This window comes from Acinetobacter sp. ACZLY 512, assembly GCF_023614015.1.
Lineage (GTDB): Bacteria > Pseudomonadota > Gammaproteobacteria > Pseudomonadales > Moraxellaceae > Acinetobacter > Acinetobacter soli.
Genome location: NZ_JAKIVI010000001.1, coordinates 235,862 through 252,723 on the forward strand (window position 1 = coordinate 235,862; position 16,862 = coordinate 252,723).

The 16,862-nt window shown below is 44.2% G+C and carries 12 protein-coding genes and 1 CRISPR repeat array (1 of these 13 cut by a window edge); of the genes, 8 read left to right on the forward strand and 4 right to left on the reverse strand.

Annotated features, from left to right (window positions below; all coding sequences use genetic code 11):
• Positions 1-2,327: a CRISPR direct-repeat array (repeat unit 28 nt; unit sequence GTTCGTCATCGCATAGATGATTTAGAAA); it begins 2,556 nt to the left of the window's first position.
• 18 nt (positions 2,328-2,345) lie between these two features.
• Together L2096_RS01110 and L2096_RS01115 are read right to left on the reverse strand one after the other, a co-directional pair.
• On the reverse strand, positions 2,346-3,308 hold the full coding sequence (locus L2096_RS01110; RefSeq protein WP_250364722.1) for a response regulator transcription factor: 963 nt from the start codon (positions 3,306-3,308) through the stop codon (positions 2,346-2,348).
• Positions 3,305-6,763: a hybrid sensor histidine kinase/response regulator gene (locus L2096_RS01115; RefSeq protein WP_250364723.1), complete on the reverse strand. Its 3,459-nt coding sequence runs from the start codon at positions 6,761-6,763 to the stop codon at positions 3,305-3,307. The genes L2096_RS01110 and L2096_RS01115 overlap by 4 nt, the downstream gene beginning before the upstream one ends.
• A 189-nt stretch (positions 6,764-6,952) precedes the next feature.
• Here L2096_RS01115 and L2096_RS01120 point away from each other — a divergent pair, with 189 nt between their 5' ends.
• The 7 genes from L2096_RS01120 to L2096_RS01145 all read left to right on the forward strand — a co-directional run bounded on the left by L2096_RS01120 (position 6,953) and on the right by L2096_RS01145 (position 13,115).
• Positions 6,953-8,569: a purine-cytosine permease family protein gene (locus L2096_RS01120; RefSeq protein WP_111811730.1), complete on the forward strand. Its 1,617-nt coding sequence runs from the start codon at positions 6,953-6,955 to the stop codon at positions 8,567-8,569.
• 237 nt (positions 8,570-8,806) lie between these two features.
• The gene (pqqA, locus tag L2096_RS16090; RefSeq protein WP_011182532.1) at positions 8,807-8,878 is read left to right on the forward strand and encodes a pyrroloquinoline quinone precursor peptide PqqA; all 72 of its coding nucleotides are present in this window, start codon (positions 8,807-8,809) and stop codon (positions 8,876-8,878) included.
• A gap of 72 nt (positions 8,879-8,950) precedes the next feature.
• Positions 8,951-9,865: a pyrroloquinoline quinone biosynthesis protein PqqB gene (gene pqqB, locus L2096_RS01125; protein WP_004948490.1), complete on the forward strand. Its 915-nt coding sequence runs from the start codon at positions 8,951-8,953 to the stop codon at positions 9,863-9,865.
• On the forward strand, positions 9,855-10,622 hold the full coding sequence (gene pqqC, locus L2096_RS01130) for a pyrroloquinoline-quinone synthase PqqC (protein WP_250364724.1): 768 nt from the start codon (positions 9,855-9,857) through the stop codon (positions 10,620-10,622). Before pqqB ends, pqqC begins: the two co-directional genes overlap by 11 nt.
• Complete coding sequence (gene pqqD / locus L2096_RS01135) at positions 10,619-10,894, forward strand: pyrroloquinoline quinone biosynthesis peptide chaperone PqqD (protein WP_004948497.1); 276 nt, start codon at positions 10,619-10,621, stop codon at positions 10,892-10,894. Before pqqC ends, pqqD begins: the two co-directional genes overlap by 4 nt.
• A complete protein-coding gene (gene pqqE, locus L2096_RS01140; RefSeq protein ID WP_250364725.1) occupies positions 10,891-12,048 on the forward strand; it encodes a pyrroloquinoline quinone biosynthesis protein PqqE in 1,158 nt (385 codons plus the stop codon). Before pqqD ends, pqqE begins: the two co-directional genes overlap by 4 nt.
• Positions 12,045-13,115, forward strand: coding sequence for a dipeptidase (locus L2096_RS01145; RefSeq protein WP_250364726.1), 1,071 nt, complete (start codon positions 12,045-12,047; stop codon positions 13,113-13,115). Before pqqE ends, L2096_RS01145 begins: the two co-directional genes overlap by 4 nt.
• A 41-nt stretch (positions 13,116-13,156) precedes the next feature.
• On the opposite strand, the gene L2096_RS01150 is transcribed toward L2096_RS01145, so the two are convergent.
• Both L2096_RS01150 and L2096_RS01155 read right to left on the reverse strand, forming a co-directional pair.
• The gene (locus L2096_RS01150; protein WP_025094919.1) at positions 13,157-13,942 is read right to left on the reverse strand and encodes a 3-hydroxybutyrate dehydrogenase; all 786 of its coding nucleotides are present in this window, start codon (positions 13,940-13,942) and stop codon (positions 13,157-13,159) included.
• A 75-nt stretch (positions 13,943-14,017) separates the two neighbouring features.
• Positions 14,018-15,433, reverse strand: coding sequence for a GntP family permease (locus tag L2096_RS01155; RefSeq protein ID WP_004939072.1), 1,416 nt, complete (start codon positions 15,431-15,433; stop codon positions 14,018-14,020).
• A gap of 484 nt (positions 15,434-15,917) precedes the next feature.
• Here L2096_RS01155 and L2096_RS01160 point away from each other — a divergent pair, with 484 nt between their 5' ends.
• The gene (locus L2096_RS01160) at positions 15,918-16,820 is read left to right on the forward strand and encodes a LysR family transcriptional regulator (protein WP_025094920.1); all 903 of its coding nucleotides are present in this window, start codon (positions 15,918-15,920) and stop codon (positions 16,818-16,820) included.
• Positions 16,821-16,862: the final 42 nt, after the last annotated feature.

Genomic DNA, 16,862 nt, shown 5'->3' on the forward strand with positions numbered 1-16,862 from the left:
TGATTTTGAGTAACTTCAATTGGATGTTCGTCATCGCATAGATGATTTAGAAACACAAGACATCAAAAACCAGATTCCTGAAGATGTTCGTCATCGCATAGATGATTTAGAAACGTCATAAGGGAGCTATAAAAAATCTGGCAAAGTTCGTCATCGCATAGATGATTTAGAAAAAGGGCGGTGTCAAAAAAGCTTAATGCAAAAAGTTCGTCATCGCATAGATGATTTAGAAAATCTCCATCATCTCGATTGAACAACCTCACATGTTCGTCATCGCATAGATGATTTAGAAACAACCGTACAAACCGAAAGGAACGTTTGTGCGGTTCGTCATCGCATAGATGATTTAGAAACGCCGAGCGCACCAAGATTTCCATAGTTCAGAGTTCGTCATCGCATAGATGATTTAGAAATCTTCATCGAGTTCTGCTTTTCGATCTTCAAAGTTCGTCATCGCATAGATGATTTAGAAATGAATGAGTTAAATAATTATTTAGCAGATTGTGTTCGTCATCGCATAGATGATTTAGAAAAAACCGTGGCTGGTCGATGAGTCGAGATAAATGTTCGTCATCGCATAGATGATTTAGAAAAAAACAAATGAATTCCGAGAACAGCTTGCTAATTTCGTCATCGCATAGATGATTTAGAAACGACATCACTCACCGCCAAAGTGCCACCCGTTGTTCGTCATCGCATAGATGATTTAGAAACAACACTGGTATCAACTTCGGCCCCGCCAATCGTTCGTCATCGCATAGATGATTTAGAAAACGGATCGATATATAAAATCGTTTGAGCTAGAGTTCGTCATCGCATAGATGATTTAGAAAAATACTTGGGGGTCATCATGTCAAATTTAATTGTTCGTCATCGCATAGATGATTTAGAAAAATACTTGGGAGTCATCATGTCAAATTTAATTGTTCGTCATCGCATAGATGATTTAGAAAAATCAAAGTCGATCCTGAGCATCATCACATGCGTTCGTCATCGCATAGATGATTTAGAAATCATCAGGTAAGATCCGTGACACAAAACCTCTGTTCGTCATCGCATAGATGATTTAGAAAACGATCTGGAGGTTGGCATGTCAGAACAATCAGTTCGTCATCGCATAGATGATTTAGAAAAAGCCCGATAGGGTTGCATCTGAAGATAGGCCGTTCGTCATCGCATAGATGATTTAGAAAGACCACTCCGTGTGAAAAGGTAGGCTTAAGTAGTTCGTCATCGCATAGATGATTTAGAAACGCATAAATATTTAATTTATACGTTGACTTATGTTCGTCATCGCATAGATGATTTAGAAAAAAAAAGATGGCCGAAAAAACTACTGGTTGAAGTTCGTCATCGCATAGATGATTTAGAAAACTGAACGATATGCACACTTGCAAAATGACCAGTTCGTCATCGCATAGATGATTTAGAAAAAAAAAGATGGCCGAAAAAACTACTGGTTGAAGTTCGTCATCGCATAGATGATTTAGAAAAGTAGCAATTTCATCAGGTTCTATTGTTGCAAGTTCGTCATCGCATAGATGATTTAGAAAAATGCAATTCGATGCAAAAACCAAAGGATAGCGTTCGTCATCGCATAGATGATTTAGAAATCTACCAACGTGCTGCAACAGTTGGCGGGGTAGTTCGTCATCGCATAGATGATTTAGAAAATTCACTCGCATTAAGACGTTACGACTATATTGTTCGTCATCGCATAGATGATTTAGAAAACAAACAATGGCCAGTATTTTAAAGATAGAGGGTTCGTCATCGCATAGATGATTTAGAAAAATCTGGAATGCGAACTCGAGTGGGTTTTTGAGTTCGTCATCGCATAGATGATTTAGAAAGTAGTAGCTTGCCACGGTAGTAATCACGTACGGTTCGTCATCGCATAGATGATTTAGAAAAAGTTTACATCTGATGCAAGCTTTTACTTTGCGTTCGTCATCGCATAGATGATTTAGAAAACATTACATGATTCGTATTCGTGGACTCTTTCGTCTGTCATCGCATAGATGATTTAGAAAATCTGATTACGTTTTACCTGTTTCACAATATAGTTCGTCATCGCATAGATGATTTAGAAATATCGATACTCTATTACTTGCCAGAAAATATAGTTTGTCATCGCATAGATGATTTAGAAATATCGATACTCTATTACTTGCCAGAAAATATAGTTTGTCATCGCATAGATGATTTAGAAAATATTGCAGACGTTGACGTTCATGCCGTTCGTCATCGCATAGATGATTTAGAAAAGAAACGGTTGCAAATTGCTCATGATTCACCTGTTCGTCATCGCATAGATGATTTAGAAAGGCTAAAAATACCCCTCCTCACATCGTATTTTCTTGCACCAAACTATTCATATAAGCCACGGCCGCCGTACGGTTTTCCACACAGAGTTTTTCAAAAATATGCTCAAGATGCTTATTTACGGTTCTTGGGCTGAGCTCTAATATCTCGGCAATATCTTTATTGGTTTTACCCAGTGCCAGCCAATGCGAAACTTCCGCTTCTCGTTGGGTCAGTTGCGGGCAATATTTTAAAATCTCCTCAACGCCCAAGGCCGGAGCAGACATTTTAATTTGCACCAGATAAGTGGCGTGACCCACGGGTTGATCGTGCCATGGCGTAAGTAAAATAAGTTGCAGTTGATGTGATGCACTAGAATAGGTGCAACTCATTTTCTTTTTATTGTCTTTATCGCATTTAATTTCGGCAAACCACTGTGTTAAACCAGTTTCAAAGCGTTCACGATCTTGCAAATACTGGTTCAGCAAAATATTGGCTTTCTCTGTGGTCCATGCAATTTTCCCGAGCTGATCGAGTGCCAAAATCGCGACTTCAGTGGCATCAATTACCTGCTTTTGCTGACGTAAAAGCTGCGCATGCGCCAGATGAGTTTTTACCCGCGCCAGAACTTCTTCAATATTGAGTGGTTTGGTGACATAGTCGACGCCACCCACCTGAAAGCCACGGACAATATGTTCAGTTTCAGACAATCCGGTCATAAAAATGACGGGAATAAACTGCGTAATTGGGCTGGCTTTGAGCTGTAAGCAACTTTCAAAACCATCCATATGTGGCATATTGCCATCGAGCAAAATCATATCTGGCTGACAGCGGTGCGCAATTTCAATCGCACTTAAACCATCTGTGGTGACCAATACCTGATAACCCGCCTGATCCAAACTTTCGTGCAATAATCCCAGATTTTCAGGCACATCATCCACAATTAAAATCACCGCCTGATCGTGCGGGCGAAATGGAGAAATCGAAGCAATGTCCTGACTCATCGTGCGTCCTGAAGTAATTGGCGTGCGTGTTTTAAGTCAAATTTTTGCACAGATTGATTCAGTTGTCCCCATAGTTCGTTATATTCTGGAAAATCATGTTGATACTGTTGCACGGCGCGCTGAATACCGCGTATATAGCCCTGCGCAATCAGTTGCTCTAGATGATTCAAAGCCTGATCAAACGTCATCGACTGTGTATGAGTAGGTTGAGGCTCATTTACGACCGCTGTGGTCGTCGATTGCTGAGCAGAAATCGGTTTTGATGTTGGCGCTGCTAGGGAGGTTTGTGTGGTTGAAGTTATAGACTGATCAATCCACGTAAGCCCCAATTTATCGCCAATTTTATTTAAAAGTAAATTCAGATCGATCGGTTTAAGCATAAAGTCTTCACTTAATACGGCATCTTGCGGATTACCCTCACGCTCATTCACATTCGCCGATATAATCAAGATCGGGACGTTGGTAATATTATTTTGACGTAGTAAATGTGCCGTTTCCCAGCCGCCCATCATGGGCATATTTAAATCCATTAAAATCAGATCGGGCTGAAACACTGGCACCTGCCTTAAACAATCGATACCTGATTCTGCTTCCTGAATAATAAAACCAAGTGGGCGTAAAAAATTCGCCACCAAACCTCGATCGACGGCTTCATTATCGACCACTAAAATCCGTTTTTGTTCACCGATATAGCCCGTGATCTGATTCGATTGTACATTTGAAATAGGGTGTACCAGCGCCTTAGAAGGCAAGTACAATTTAACTTTAAAGCATGAGCCCTGATTTAGCTCGCTTGTTACCGAGAGCTGGCCACCAAGCAAATCGACCAGTAATTTCACAATCGGTAGTCCAAGCCCGGTTCCGGTAAACCCGCCCTGCACCACATTACTGCCACGCTCGAATGGGTTAAAAATCCGCTCAAGATCTTGCGCTGCAATACCGCATCCGGTGTCTCGAATTTCAAAATAGGCCGTTTGAAAACGATATTCCAGTTTCAAATGGATTTCACCTTTGGTGGTAAATTTAAGCGCATTCCCCAGCAAATTGATTAAAATTTGTTCCAGTCTTTTTTTGTCAGTTCGGACATATTCCGGTAAATGCTCACTCACCTCACAAATAAAATGTAGTCGTTTCTGCTCGATTTGCGGCTGAAACATCTGAATCATTTGTTCGATAAAATGAGGAAAATGTACATCGACCATATTCAGGCTGATCTTACCGGTTTCGATACGTGATAAATCCAGTAAACCATCGATGAGCGAGGTCAGATGCTGGCCACTTCGACTAATCACACCCAGTGCCGTCTGGCCTTGTGGCGAAAGCTGCTCCTGTTTTTGTAATAACTGGCTATAACCTAAAATACTGTTGAGTGGTGTTCTGAGTTCATGGCTAATGCCCACCACATAACGACTTTTGGCTTCATTGGCACGCTCGGCCTGAATACGGGCATCGTAAAGATGCTGTGAGGTTTGCTCATGCGCTGCGATTTCTTCTATGAGCAAACGGGTTTGTTGATGCGTCTCCTGCTCAGCTTTACGGCGGCTTTGATCATTAAGCACCAACCACCACGCCGCAACACTGATCAGTAGAAATAAAATGGTGTAGATTTTTAAAAATAAAGTAAATAATTGCTGGATAGCTTGCTCGTTAACTGCTTCCAAATAGGTTTTTTCTTGTAAATACACCAAGCTTAAACACACCGCTAAAATAAGCCCGAGCGAGAGCATTAACAGTAAATATTGGCTCAGGCGAGTATTTAATCGCTGTGACCATGCTTTGGGTAAATAGCGCTCGATCCATGTTTTAAGCTGTACTGTCCAGCGGGCATGCGGCTTACATAAATCATGACAGCGTGCTTCGAGTGAGCAGCAGAGTGAGCAAATTGAGTGCTGATAGGCTGGACATACTGCCATATCGGCTACTTCATAATCACGCTCACACACCACGCAAGTGGCTACAGGAGTTGAGGCAATCTGTTCAGGTGGGCGAGCAAGGTAGTATTTGCCACGGGTAAGTAATGCAATGAGCGGCACACAGAGCATAGACGTACCGAGTGCAATAAAACTGGCCAAGCCTTTTGCCGTAAGGCCAAACACTCCCAAATAGCATAGCATTGAGACACATGATGCAATCACCAGCGCACCTACGCCTACAGGGTTGATGTCGTACAAGTAAGCACGTCGAAACTCAATCCCTTTGGGACTTAGTCCAAGCGGTTTGCAAATCATTAGATCTGCCACCACGGCGCCAATCCATGCCAGCGCCAGATTGCTATATAGCCCTAAAATTCGCTCGACCGCATGGATAATTCCCATCTCCATGAGTACCACTGCAATCAGCACATTAAAAATCAACCACACAATTCGGCCGGGATGACTATGTGTTAAACGCGCAAAAAAGTTTGACCACGCCAGCGAGCCCGCATAGGCATTGGTGACATTAATCTTGATTTGCGCCAGACAAACCAGTAACAGCGTGAGTAACAAGGCGATTTGCGGCGATGGAATAAACTGCTGATAAGCCATCCAATAGAGGTAGGTCGGGTTATCTAATTCAGCAATCGGAACCAGTAATTGATAAGCCAATAGCATGAGCAACATCCCCATGCAAACTTTAAGAAAACCCGCCAAAATCCATGATGGGCCACCCAAAAATACTGCAAGATGCCACGAACGCTTTGCTTGTTGCTGTTGTGGCAAAAAGCGCAAGTAGTCGGCTTGTTCGCCAATCTGAATCACAAAAACAAAAATCAGCGTGCAGGCAGCGCCAAAATAATACAGGTTAAAATCGCTTGAGGCCGATACTGCACCCGCAAAATGAATGCTGTCACTGAGCAAATGTGGTTGTTTCCAAAGCACCACGACCCACGGCAGCACCAACAAGATCAGCCATAGCGGCTGAGTATAGGCTTGTACTTTATTGATAAACCCTATGCCTTTCACCACCAAAGGCAAAATGACCAGTGCAGAAATTAAGTAGCCAATACTCAGCGGAATATTCAGTGCCAGTTCCAGCGCCATCGCCATAATGGCGGCTTCAAATGCCAGCAAAATAAAGGTAAAGCTGGCGTAAATCAGTGAAGTGATGGTCGAGCCGATATAACCAAAGCCTGCGCCTCGCGTAAGTAAATCGACATCGACATTATATTTCGCTGCATAGTAACTGATCGGCCAACTGGTCATAAAAATAATCAGACACACCACAATCGCCGCCCAAATGGCATTACTAAAACCGTATTGCCACAGCATAGTGGCACCAATGGCTTCCATGGCCAGAAAACTGACCGTCGAGATGGCAGTATTGGTGACTGTCCACGGCGACCATTTGCGTACCGACGCTGGTGCATAGCGCAGCGCAAAATCTTCGATACTCTGGTCGGCCACCCAAAGATTATAGTCACGACGTGTTTTAATCACACGTTGTGGTGCGTGCGGAGTTCTTGAAGAATTTGACATGGCGAGCAATGGCTGGGCAGACTTAGGCTATATGGCCACTTTGCCAAATCTTGACGCAGATTGCTATGCTTATTGCATGCGCACGTATACGCAAAATAACGTATTTCCAATTTTGCCCTAACCCGACAGACTCCTCTACATCAAGCAATCCAATATTGCCGTTATTCGTTCTGTGGGGAGATCCAGCTTATGCGCGCATCCGAGCATTCAACTATTGGTACCGTCGACGACGCCGATTCACGTAAAGCCGTGAATGAAACCCTCGAAGATTACACACTGCGCTATGCACCGCACAGTTTTCGCCGCTGGAGCCCTAAGGTGGTGGCCATTACAGCATTGGGCGGCATTGCCTATCTGGCCGACTTTTCAATTGGTGCCAGTATTGGTATGGCCTATGGCACCACCAACGCCGTTTTTTCAATTTTATTTGCAGCGCTGATTATCTTTTTAACCGGTATTCCACTGGCCTATTACGCTGCGCGCTATAATATTGATCTGGATTTGATCACCCGCGGTGCCGGTTTTGGCTATATTGGTTCAGTGCTGACCAGTATCATTTTTGCCAGCTTTACCTTTATTTTCTTTGCCCTTGAAGGCTCGATCATGGCACAAGGGCTGTTGCTCGGCTTAGGTATTCCGTTATGGCTGGGTTATCTCATCTCTACGGTGATGGTGATTCCACTGGTGATTTATGGCATGAAAGCCCTAAGTACCTTACAGGTCTGGACGACACCGATCTGGCTGATTCTGATGATTGGCCCTGTGGCATATCTGATTCACAAAGAGCCTAATCTGGTGGGTCAATTTGCCAGTTACACCGGTGCAGAAGGCTTCGCACCGATGGACATGGCCGCGATTATGCTGGGTGCCGGTGTATGTTTGTCGTTGATTATGCAAATCGGTGAGCAGATTGATTACTTACGCTTTATGCCTGCCAAAACCAAACAAAACAGCAAACAATGGTGGGCAGCCGTGATTTCGGCGGGTCCGGGCTGGGTGATCTTGGGTGCGATTAAACAAATTATCGGGGCATTTTTGGGTTTTTACTTACTGACCAAAGTACCCGGCATTAACTCGACAGAACCTGTACAACAGTTTAATGCCGCATTTCATGACATGCTGCCGGGCTGGTTGGCACTCTCTCTGGCCGTGATTTTAGTGGTGATCTCACAAATCAAGATTAATGTGACCAATGCTTACTCAGGCTCATTGGCATGGACCAGTGCCTATACGCGCGTGACCAAACATTATCCGGGTCGTATCGTGTTTGTGATGGTTAATCTGGTCATTGCTCTGGCACTGATGGAAGGCAACATGTTTGCAGTGCTGGGCAAAATTCTGGGCTTTTATTCTAACTTTGCCATCGCTTGGGTGGTGGTGGTTGCAACCGATATTTCTATCAATAAATATCTCTTAAAGCTTTCTCCAAAAGAGCCAGAATATCGCCGCGATATGCTGCACAATATTAATCCTGTGGGTTTGGTGGCATTTTTGGCCGCAGCGGGACTTTCAATTGCTGCATTCTTTGGATTATTTGGCAGCTTTTTGGCCGCTTACTCACCCATCATCGCGCTGGTGGTTGCGTTTGTAATGACGCCATTGATGGGCATTTTGACCAAAGGCAAATACTACATCAAGCAAGCGCACGACGGCATTCAAGAGCCTCGTTTCGATGCCGAAGGTACGCCTGTGGCAACCATTTATGAGTGCATCGTGTGTGATCAGCCATATGAACGCCCAGATGTACTGTTCTCTCACAAGCATCACGGCACCATTTGCTCATTGTGTAAAACGCTAGATAAATAAATCTCGTGGTGTAAAAAAGTTTCGGGCGGTTAAAAAATTAAACCGTCCATTTACTATTTCAATTACTATAAATAAGATTTGGTTTGTATGGCGAATGTAAGTTATTAAGTAAAACTGCAGCAATTGATACGATGAGCGCACAAAATTTATGTGTTTTATGTCAAAAAATAGCTTTTGTTAAATAAAAATAATATATGCTTCTGCGTTCAAGATGATTTCTAAAATGGAGATTTTGCTATGTGGACCAAACCAGCTTTTGAAGACATTCGTCTAGGTTTTGAAATCACAATGTATGCTGCTGTCGAGTAATTTGATTGCGCGTCGAAACATCCACAACCTTGTGGATGTTTTTCATTTTAACTTATCAATTTTTAAACATTCATGCTGATAAAAATCTTAGGTTCTGCCGCGGGTGGCGGTTTTCCACAATGGAACTGTAACTGTGAAAACTGTCTTGGTCTTAAACAGGGAACGCTTCAGGCACGTGCGCGTACCCAGTCTTCTATTGCCATTAGCGATAACGGTACAGACTGGATCTTGTGCAATGCATCACCCGATATTGCACAGCAAATTGCCCACAATCCCGAATTGCAGGCGCCAGCATCGGTTCGCCGCGGTACCTCGATCGGTTCGATTATTTTGACCGACAGCCAAATTGATCACACCACCGGTTTGCTCAATCTAAGAGAGGGTTGTCCGCATCAGGTCTGGGCCACGCCTGAAGTACACGAAGATCTCAGCACCGGATTTCCAATTTTTAATATGCTCAAGCATTGGAATGGCGGATTGGTACATCATCCAATTGATATACAGACTCCGTTTCAGGTGGCTGTTTGCCCGTCTATTCGCTTTACACCAGTGCCTATTTTAAGCAATGCACCGCCTTACTCGCCATATCGTCACCGACCGCTACCAGGTCATAATATTGCGCTTTGGATCGAAGATACCCGCACTGGACATTCATTGTTTTATGCGCCTGGTCTTGGACAAATGGATGAGCAGATTTTAAGCTACATGCAGCGCTCAAACTGTTTGCTGGTTGATGGTACGCTATGGAAAGATCAAGAGCTGGCCTTACTCGGTGTTGGTCACAATACAGGTCAGGATATGGGTCATCTGGCTTTGCAAGAAGAACGCGGCTTGATTCATTTGCTGGCGCAATTTCCGCAACAGCGCAAAGTGCTGATCCACATCAACAACACCAATCCAATTTTAAATGAACAGTCTGTCGAACACGCAACACTCAAACAGCTTGAGATCGAAGTGAGTTATGACGGCATGCTGATTGAGGTTTAATATGGCTGAATCACTTTTAAGCCCAACCGAGTTTGAGCAGGCACTGCGTGATAAGGGCTGCTACTATCATATTCATCATCCGTATCACATCATGATGAATCAAGGTGAAGCCACCAAAGAACAGATTCAGGGCTGGGTGGCCAACCGGTTTTATTATCAGGTCAATATCCCGCTTAAAGATGCCGCCATTATGGCCAACTGTCCCGACCCTGCAACGCGTCGAAAATGGGTGCAGCGCATTTTGGATCATGATGGACAGCACGGTGATCATGGCGGTATTGAAGCATGGTTAAGGTTAGGTGAAGCAGTCGGGCTTGACCGCGACACAATTTTGTCTGAAAAAATGGTGTTGCCAAGTGTACGCTTTGCAGTGGATGCCTATGTCAATTTTGCCCGCCGTGCGTGCTGGCAAGAAGCGGCCTGTAGCTCGCTCACCGAGATGTTTGCACCGGCGATTCACCAGTCACGGCTAGATACATGGCCAAATCATTATCCTTGGATTGATGCTGAAGGCTATGCTTATTTCAGAAGCCGTTTGGGTCAGGCCAATCGTGATGTTGAACATGGTCTGGCACTGGCACTTGAGTATTGCACGACGATTGAGCGTCAGCAGCGTATGCTCAATATTTTACAGTTTAAGCTCGATATCTTATGGACACTGCTCGATGGCATGACCATGGCCTATGTACTGCATCGTGCGCCGTATCATACGGTCACTCAGGATATCGCATGGCACCAAAAAGGATTATTAACATGAAGGATATCAGCAACCATACCCCTGTGTTTAATCGAGGCTATCGTTTTCAGTGGGAAGAAGCACAGCAAAGTTATGTGATCTTGTATCCCGAAGGTCTGGTGCGTTTAAATGATACAGCCACCCTGATTTTAAAGCAGATTGATGGTTCACGTCGCGTTACGGAGATTATTCAGCTTTTGCAGGCACAGTTTCCAGATGCCGATGGTCTCGATCAGGATGTGATCGACTTTTTACAGCAGGCTGAATCGCGGCAGTGGATTGATCTGTCATGAATATTCCGGTAGTGCCGCAGATCAAGCCGCCATTGTGGTTGCTGGCCGAGCTGACGTATCGTTGTCCATTACAATGTGCCTATTGTTCTAATCCATTGGACTACGCCGCAGTAAAAAATGAACTGAGTACGGCACAATGGAAACAGGTTTTTGATCAGGCACGCGCCTTGGGCAGTGTACAACTTGGATTTTCTGGTGGAGAGCCTTTACTGCGGCCAGATTTACCCGAGCTGATTCAGCATGCCCATCGGTTGGGCTTTTATACCAACCTGATTACGTCAGGAATCGGGCTGACTGAAGACAAAATTGCAGCGTTTAGCGAGGCAGGTCTGGATCATATCCAGATCAGTTTTCAGGCCAGTGATCCAGTGCTGAGTGAACTGCTGTCTGGGTCACGTAAAGCCTTCGAAAAAAAGCAGCAAATCGCACGTGCGGTAAAAAAGCACCGCTATCCGATGGTGCTCAACTTTGTGATTCATCGCTTTAATATCGAGCAGATCGAGCAGATGATTGAATTGAGCCTTGAACTGGGTGCCGATTATGTTGAACTGGCCACTTGCCAGTTTTACGGTTGGGCCAAACTGAATCAGGCCGCTCTTTTGCCGACTTCCACACAGATTGCTTATGTACAATCCAGAGTAAAGGCCTACCGAGCGCAGATCGATCAACAGGGCTTAAAAACCAAGTTGATGCTGGTTGCTCCCGACTTTCATCAAACGCGTCCTAAAAAGTGTATTGGCGGCTGGGGACAAATTTTTATTACCGTCAGCCCTGACGGAACGGTACTGCCCTGTCAGAGCGCCAAAGATCTGCCTTTAGACTTTCCCAATGTTGCCGATCAGTCCCTCAAAACGATTTGGAACGAAGCCTTCGCCTTTAATGCCTTTCGGGGCACTGACTGGATGCAAGAACCATGTCGTTCATGCCCAGACAAAGAAAAGGATTTGGGTGGATGCCGCTGTCAAGCATACATGATGACACAAAACATGTATGCCACCGATCCGGTGTGCAGTAAATCACCTGAGCATTATCAGATCGAGGCCGCTCGTGCAGATGCCGATGAGCAGCAACCAACCACCCAAGATTTGGTATTACGCAACAGCAGAAACTCTAAACTGTTTTTTAAAACAGTTAATCTATCGGATACACCATGATGAAGGTATTTGATGGGCATAACGATGTACTGGCCCGTATGTGGCTCAGTAATGCGCCAGATCCTGTTGCTGCATTTTTAGAGACTGGATTACCCGGACATCTCGATCTTAAACGCTGTCAGGCCAGCCCTTTTGCAGGTGGGCTGTTTGCACTGTTTGTACCACCTTTCGATTACGTACAAAAGCATCATCCTGATAAGCTCAAACATACGCAGCAAACGGCTTTTGATGCAACAGAGATCAGTGACATTATAGAGACTCAGCTGAGCTACATTGAACAGCTTGCCTCGCGCTCTTCAGGGCAAATTCAGATTTGTGGTGATGTGCCTGCTATTCGTAATGCCTTAGAGCAGAATCAATTGGCAGTCGTGATTCATATGGAAGGCGCTGATGTTTTAGATGCCAACTTCGAACGGCTGAATTACTTCTATGCGCGTGGCTTAAGAAGCCTTGGGCCACTCTGGAACACGCCCAATCAGTTTGGGCATGGTTTGCAGGCCAACTTTCCACATTCGCCCGATACAGGCGCAGGCTTGACCGAACTGGGCCAAGCACTGATTCAGTACTGCTCAGAACGCCGAATCCTGATTGACGTATCGCACATGAACGAACAGGCCTTTTGGGATACCGCCAAGCTGAGTCAGTTACCCCTGATTGCCACGCATTCCAATGCACATCAGCTCTGTCCGCAAGCACGTAATCTGACCGACCATCAGCTTAATGCAATCAAAACAAGCCGCGGCTGTGTGGGCGTAAATTTTGATACGGCTTTTTTACGATCTGACGGACAGCGTAACAAGGCAACACCGTTAGATATCATTCTGGATCATATTGAGTATTTGATGCAACATCTGGGCGAAAACCATGTGGCTTTAGGTTCAGATTTCGATGGCGGATTTATTTCGGATCAGCTTCAAGATGTTAGGGGCTTGGCTGCCTTACAACAGGCCTTCGAGACGCGTGGTTACTCAAAGGAACTACAACATAAATTATGTTTAGATAACTGGCTTAATGCTCTCGATCGCGTCTGGCATGGTGGCAATTCTCAATTAAAATCAACGCAATAAAAAAAGACGGTACAAGTACCGTCTTTTTTTATTGCAAGTGATTATTGTGCAGTGTAACCACCATCAATGAGCACCGCCTGACCCGTCACGCCTGCGGCTTTATCGCTACACAGGAAAATCGCGTAATTGGCAATTTCTTCAACAGACAATAAGCGCTTTTGCGGCACCATTGCCAAAATCACATCTTCAAGTGCAGTGGATTCACTTACATTTCGGTTTTTGGCCAGATCGGCAATTTGCCCTCGCACCAGTGGCGTGTCGACATAGCCCGGGCATAAAGCATTTACCGTAATACCCTCTTTGGCAGCTTCCAGCGCAGCGACTTTCGTCAGTCCGATCACGCCGTGTTTGGCACTGTTATAGCCCGCTTTACCTGCAAAACCAATCACACCATTAATAGACGCCATATTGATAATGCGCCCCGATTGCTGCGCTTTCATGATCGGGAAAACATGCTTGATTCCGATAAAAGCACCCGTCAGCATGACACCAACCAGCTTTTGAAATACATCGGTTGGGAAGTCTTCAATGGCCGCAACATGCTGAAAGCCAGCATTGTTAATCAAAATATCAATGGTTCCAAACTCGCTTTTGGTCTGTTGCAGCGCAGCTTGGAATGCGGCTTCGTCGGTAACGTCACAAGGTGCAGCCAGTGCTTCAAATCCTTCATTTTTAAGCTGTTGCACAGCCTCATCACACTTTTGTACATTGACATCTGATATAACGACTTTTGCGCCTTCTTGGGCAAATTTTTTGGCAATTTCCAGCCCTATACCACTGGCAGAACCTGTAATAAACGCAACTTTTGCTTCGAGTTGTTGAGTCACTTGCGCTCTCCTATTTTTCATGCGGTAAGTGGTGTACAACGCATAACGATTACGCGTGTACACCTTTAATATGAGTTAGACAATACCGAACCATGTAAATGCGGCAATCACCACAAATACGGCCATGGTTTTGATTATCGTGACTGCAAAAATATCTTTATACGATTGCTTATGTGTTAATCCCGTCACGGCCAACAAGGTAATGACAGCGCCATTATGCGGTAACGTATCCATACCACCCGATGCCATGGCTACCACGCGGTGCATCACTTCAGGCGGTATGCCCGCAGCCAAGATCGCAGCGTTGTATTGTTCGGCCATTGCACTGAGCGCAATACTCATACCACCCGATGCAGATCCGGTAATCCCGGCCAGCGTGGTGGTGGTAATCGCGCCATTGACCAATGGATTGGTAAAGGTATTACTCAAGGCATGGCTAATTAATGCAAAACCCGGCAAGGCTGCAATAATGGCACCGAATCCGTACTCCGATGCGGTATTCATGACCGCAAGTAAAGACCCGCCGATACTGGCATTAACCCCCTCTTTAAACTGACTCACTACGCGTTGATAATCAAACAGAACAGCCGCGATAATCCCGACGATGAGTGCCAGACCAACAGCCCAGATGGCACCAGTTTTTGCAACATCGACCGTGTAATTTGCAAGGCCAATCGCGTTGAAATCGAATCCGTTGGGATACCATGTTTTGATGGCACCCGACAAATACTTGTTCATGACTGCAACCAAAATCAGGGGGACAAATGCCAATAATTGACGTCCAGCCGAGCCATTATTTTTAGCATCGACCACGGTGCTCGCCGCCACTAGATCTGCTTGATCAAAACCGGCATAGCCTTCACCTGCTTTTGCAGCCACACGGCGACGCCACTCCAGATAAGCTAAACCCATGCACAATACAAAAATTGCCCCGATAATGCCCAAGAATGGCGCGGCATAAATATTGGTTCCAAAAAATGTGGTTGGAATTACGTTTTGAATTTGGGGCGTTCCAGGCAATGCATCCATGGTAAACGTAAATGCACCGAGTGCAATGGTCCCCGGAATCAGACGCTTTGGAATATTGGCCTGCTGAAATAACTGATTGGCAAACGGATAAATCGCAAATACTGCCACAAACAAGCTCACACCACTGTAGGTCAGAATTGCACCGAGTAATACCACCGTCAAAATGGCTTTTTTAGCCCCAATCAAGTTCACAATGGTTTTGGCAATCGACTCTGCAATACCAGACATTTCGACCACTTTTCCGAAAATTGCACCAAGCAAAAATACTAAAAAGTAATCTTTAATAAAATTAACCATTTTGGGCATAAATACGCCCGAATAAAATGGTAAAACATTGGCTGGATTGATCAGCATCACCGCTAATAAGGCACATAGCGGTGCCATTAAAATGACTGAGAAGCCGCGATAGGCTGTATACATCAACAGTCCTAACGACAGCAAAATGACAAATAATTCCCACATATTCTTTTACTCCATTACCAAGAATACATCTCAGGTACAGCCCCCATATCTTGCCTAAACGTGGGTTTTGGCCGACCTCATCCTTGTCTCGACACAATTGCTTAAAATAAAAAGCAATCATTAAAATATAAAACCGCTTTAATTTTTTAAAATATCAACAAAAAGAAAAAATACAAGAAGATTAATTTTAATTTATTAATGAATAAATTTATATCATTAAAAATCATGGTTTTAATATTATAAAAAACAATACTCCTATTTATTTATAAAACAAATTGTTTATTTTAAAAAACTCATTAATCATTTTAATAAATAAATGTCGCATTATTTTAATATGAATCTATTTCAAAAAAATCTTAACGTTTTAGATCCCTTAAAACGGATCAGCACGACACGCTGGTTTTACAAAAATAACCGCATAAAACTTGATAAATTCCATATAATTACATAACAAAAATCAAAAAATCGATCAGGATGACCTCGCATGACCCTCAAGCAACTGAAAGCATTTTTGGTACTCGCAAGAACGTTGAATTACGCCAGTGCCTCAACTGAGCTACATTTGAGTCAGTCTGCATTGAGCTTAAGCATTAAATCTCTCGAAGAAGAACTGGGCGGAAAGCTGTTTAAGCGCAATACCCGACGTGTCGAGCTGACCCAAGAAGGCCTCTCCTTGATTCCATTTGCACGTAAATTGCTGGCCAACTGGGAAGACATGGAAAAAGACGTGAAACAGCGTTTTAAATTACACCGTGGCACACTCAGCATCGCCTCTATGCCCTTTGTGACCCATGCTATTTTGCCTGAGGTGATCAAGATTTTTTCCAGTGAACATCCGAATCTCAGTTTTTCCATTCACGATATTCCCAACGAACGAATTATTGAAAATGTTCTGGATGGTATATTCGAACTGGGTATTTGTTTTGAGCCTGTGATGAACGAACAGCTTGAATTTAAACCACTCTTCGATGAAGACTTTTTGGCACTTGTGCCTAAGCATCATCCGTTGGCTCAGCAAAATAGCGTGCAGTGGCCTGAATTATATGCCTGCCCGTTTGTGACGCTACAACATCCATCGATTGTGCGGCATCTGCTCGAACAAAATGCACAACAACACGGCTTAATTTTAGATTTGAAAGTTGAGTGCCATCAAATCAGTACCCTCTCAAGTTTGGTCGCACTCGATATAGGAGTCAGTGCCATTCCGCGTCATTTTCAAAATTTTATCGATAAAGAACACAATGTCTTGCTTGAAATCGAAAACAGCGATGTGCATCAGGCGGTCGGGATTGTCTATAAAAAAGATGGTGAACTCTCCAATGTCTCGTTACAGTTTATTGAAGCGCTCACACGTTTTTCTTATGCCTCGATTTTAAAAAGCGCCTGATGATGGGCTTTTCATGATGGATTCAGCTTTGTCCTTTGATTT

Bases quoted from the DNA above. Each gene is read 5' to 3' on its own strand.
- L2096_RS01110 (WP_250364722.1), bottom strand. From the start codon at position 3,308: ATGAGTCAGGACATTGCTTCGATTTCTCCATTTCGCCCGCACGATCAG.
- L2096_RS01115 (WP_250364723.1), bottom strand. From the start codon at position 6,763: ATGTCAAATTCTTCAAGAACTCCGCACGCACCACAACGTGTGATTAAA.
- pqqB (WP_004948490.1), top strand. From the start codon at position 8,951: ATGCTGATAAAAATCTTAGGTTCTGCCGCGGGTGGCGGTTTTCCACAA.
- L2096_RS01155 (WP_004939072.1), bottom strand. From the start codon at position 15,433: ATGTGGGAATTATTTGTCATTTTGCTGTCGTTAGGACTGTTGATGTAT.
- pqqE (WP_250364725.1), top strand. From the start codon at position 10,891: ATGAATATTCCGGTAGTGCCGCAGATCAAGCCGCCATTGTGGTTGCTG.
- L2096_RS01145 (WP_250364726.1), top strand. From the start codon at position 12,045: ATGATGAAGGTATTTGATGGGCATAACGATGTACTGGCCCGTATGTGG.
- L2096_RS01160 (WP_025094920.1), top strand. From the start codon at position 15,918: ATGACCCTCAAGCAACTGAAAGCATTTTTGGTACTCGCAAGAACGTTG.
- pqqD (WP_004948497.1), top strand. From the start codon at position 10,619: ATGAAGGATATCAGCAACCATACCCCTGTGTTTAATCGAGGCTATCGT.
- L2096_RS01120 (WP_111811730.1), top strand. From the start codon at position 6,953: ATGCGCGCATCCGAGCATTCAACTATTGGTACCGTCGACGACGCCGAT.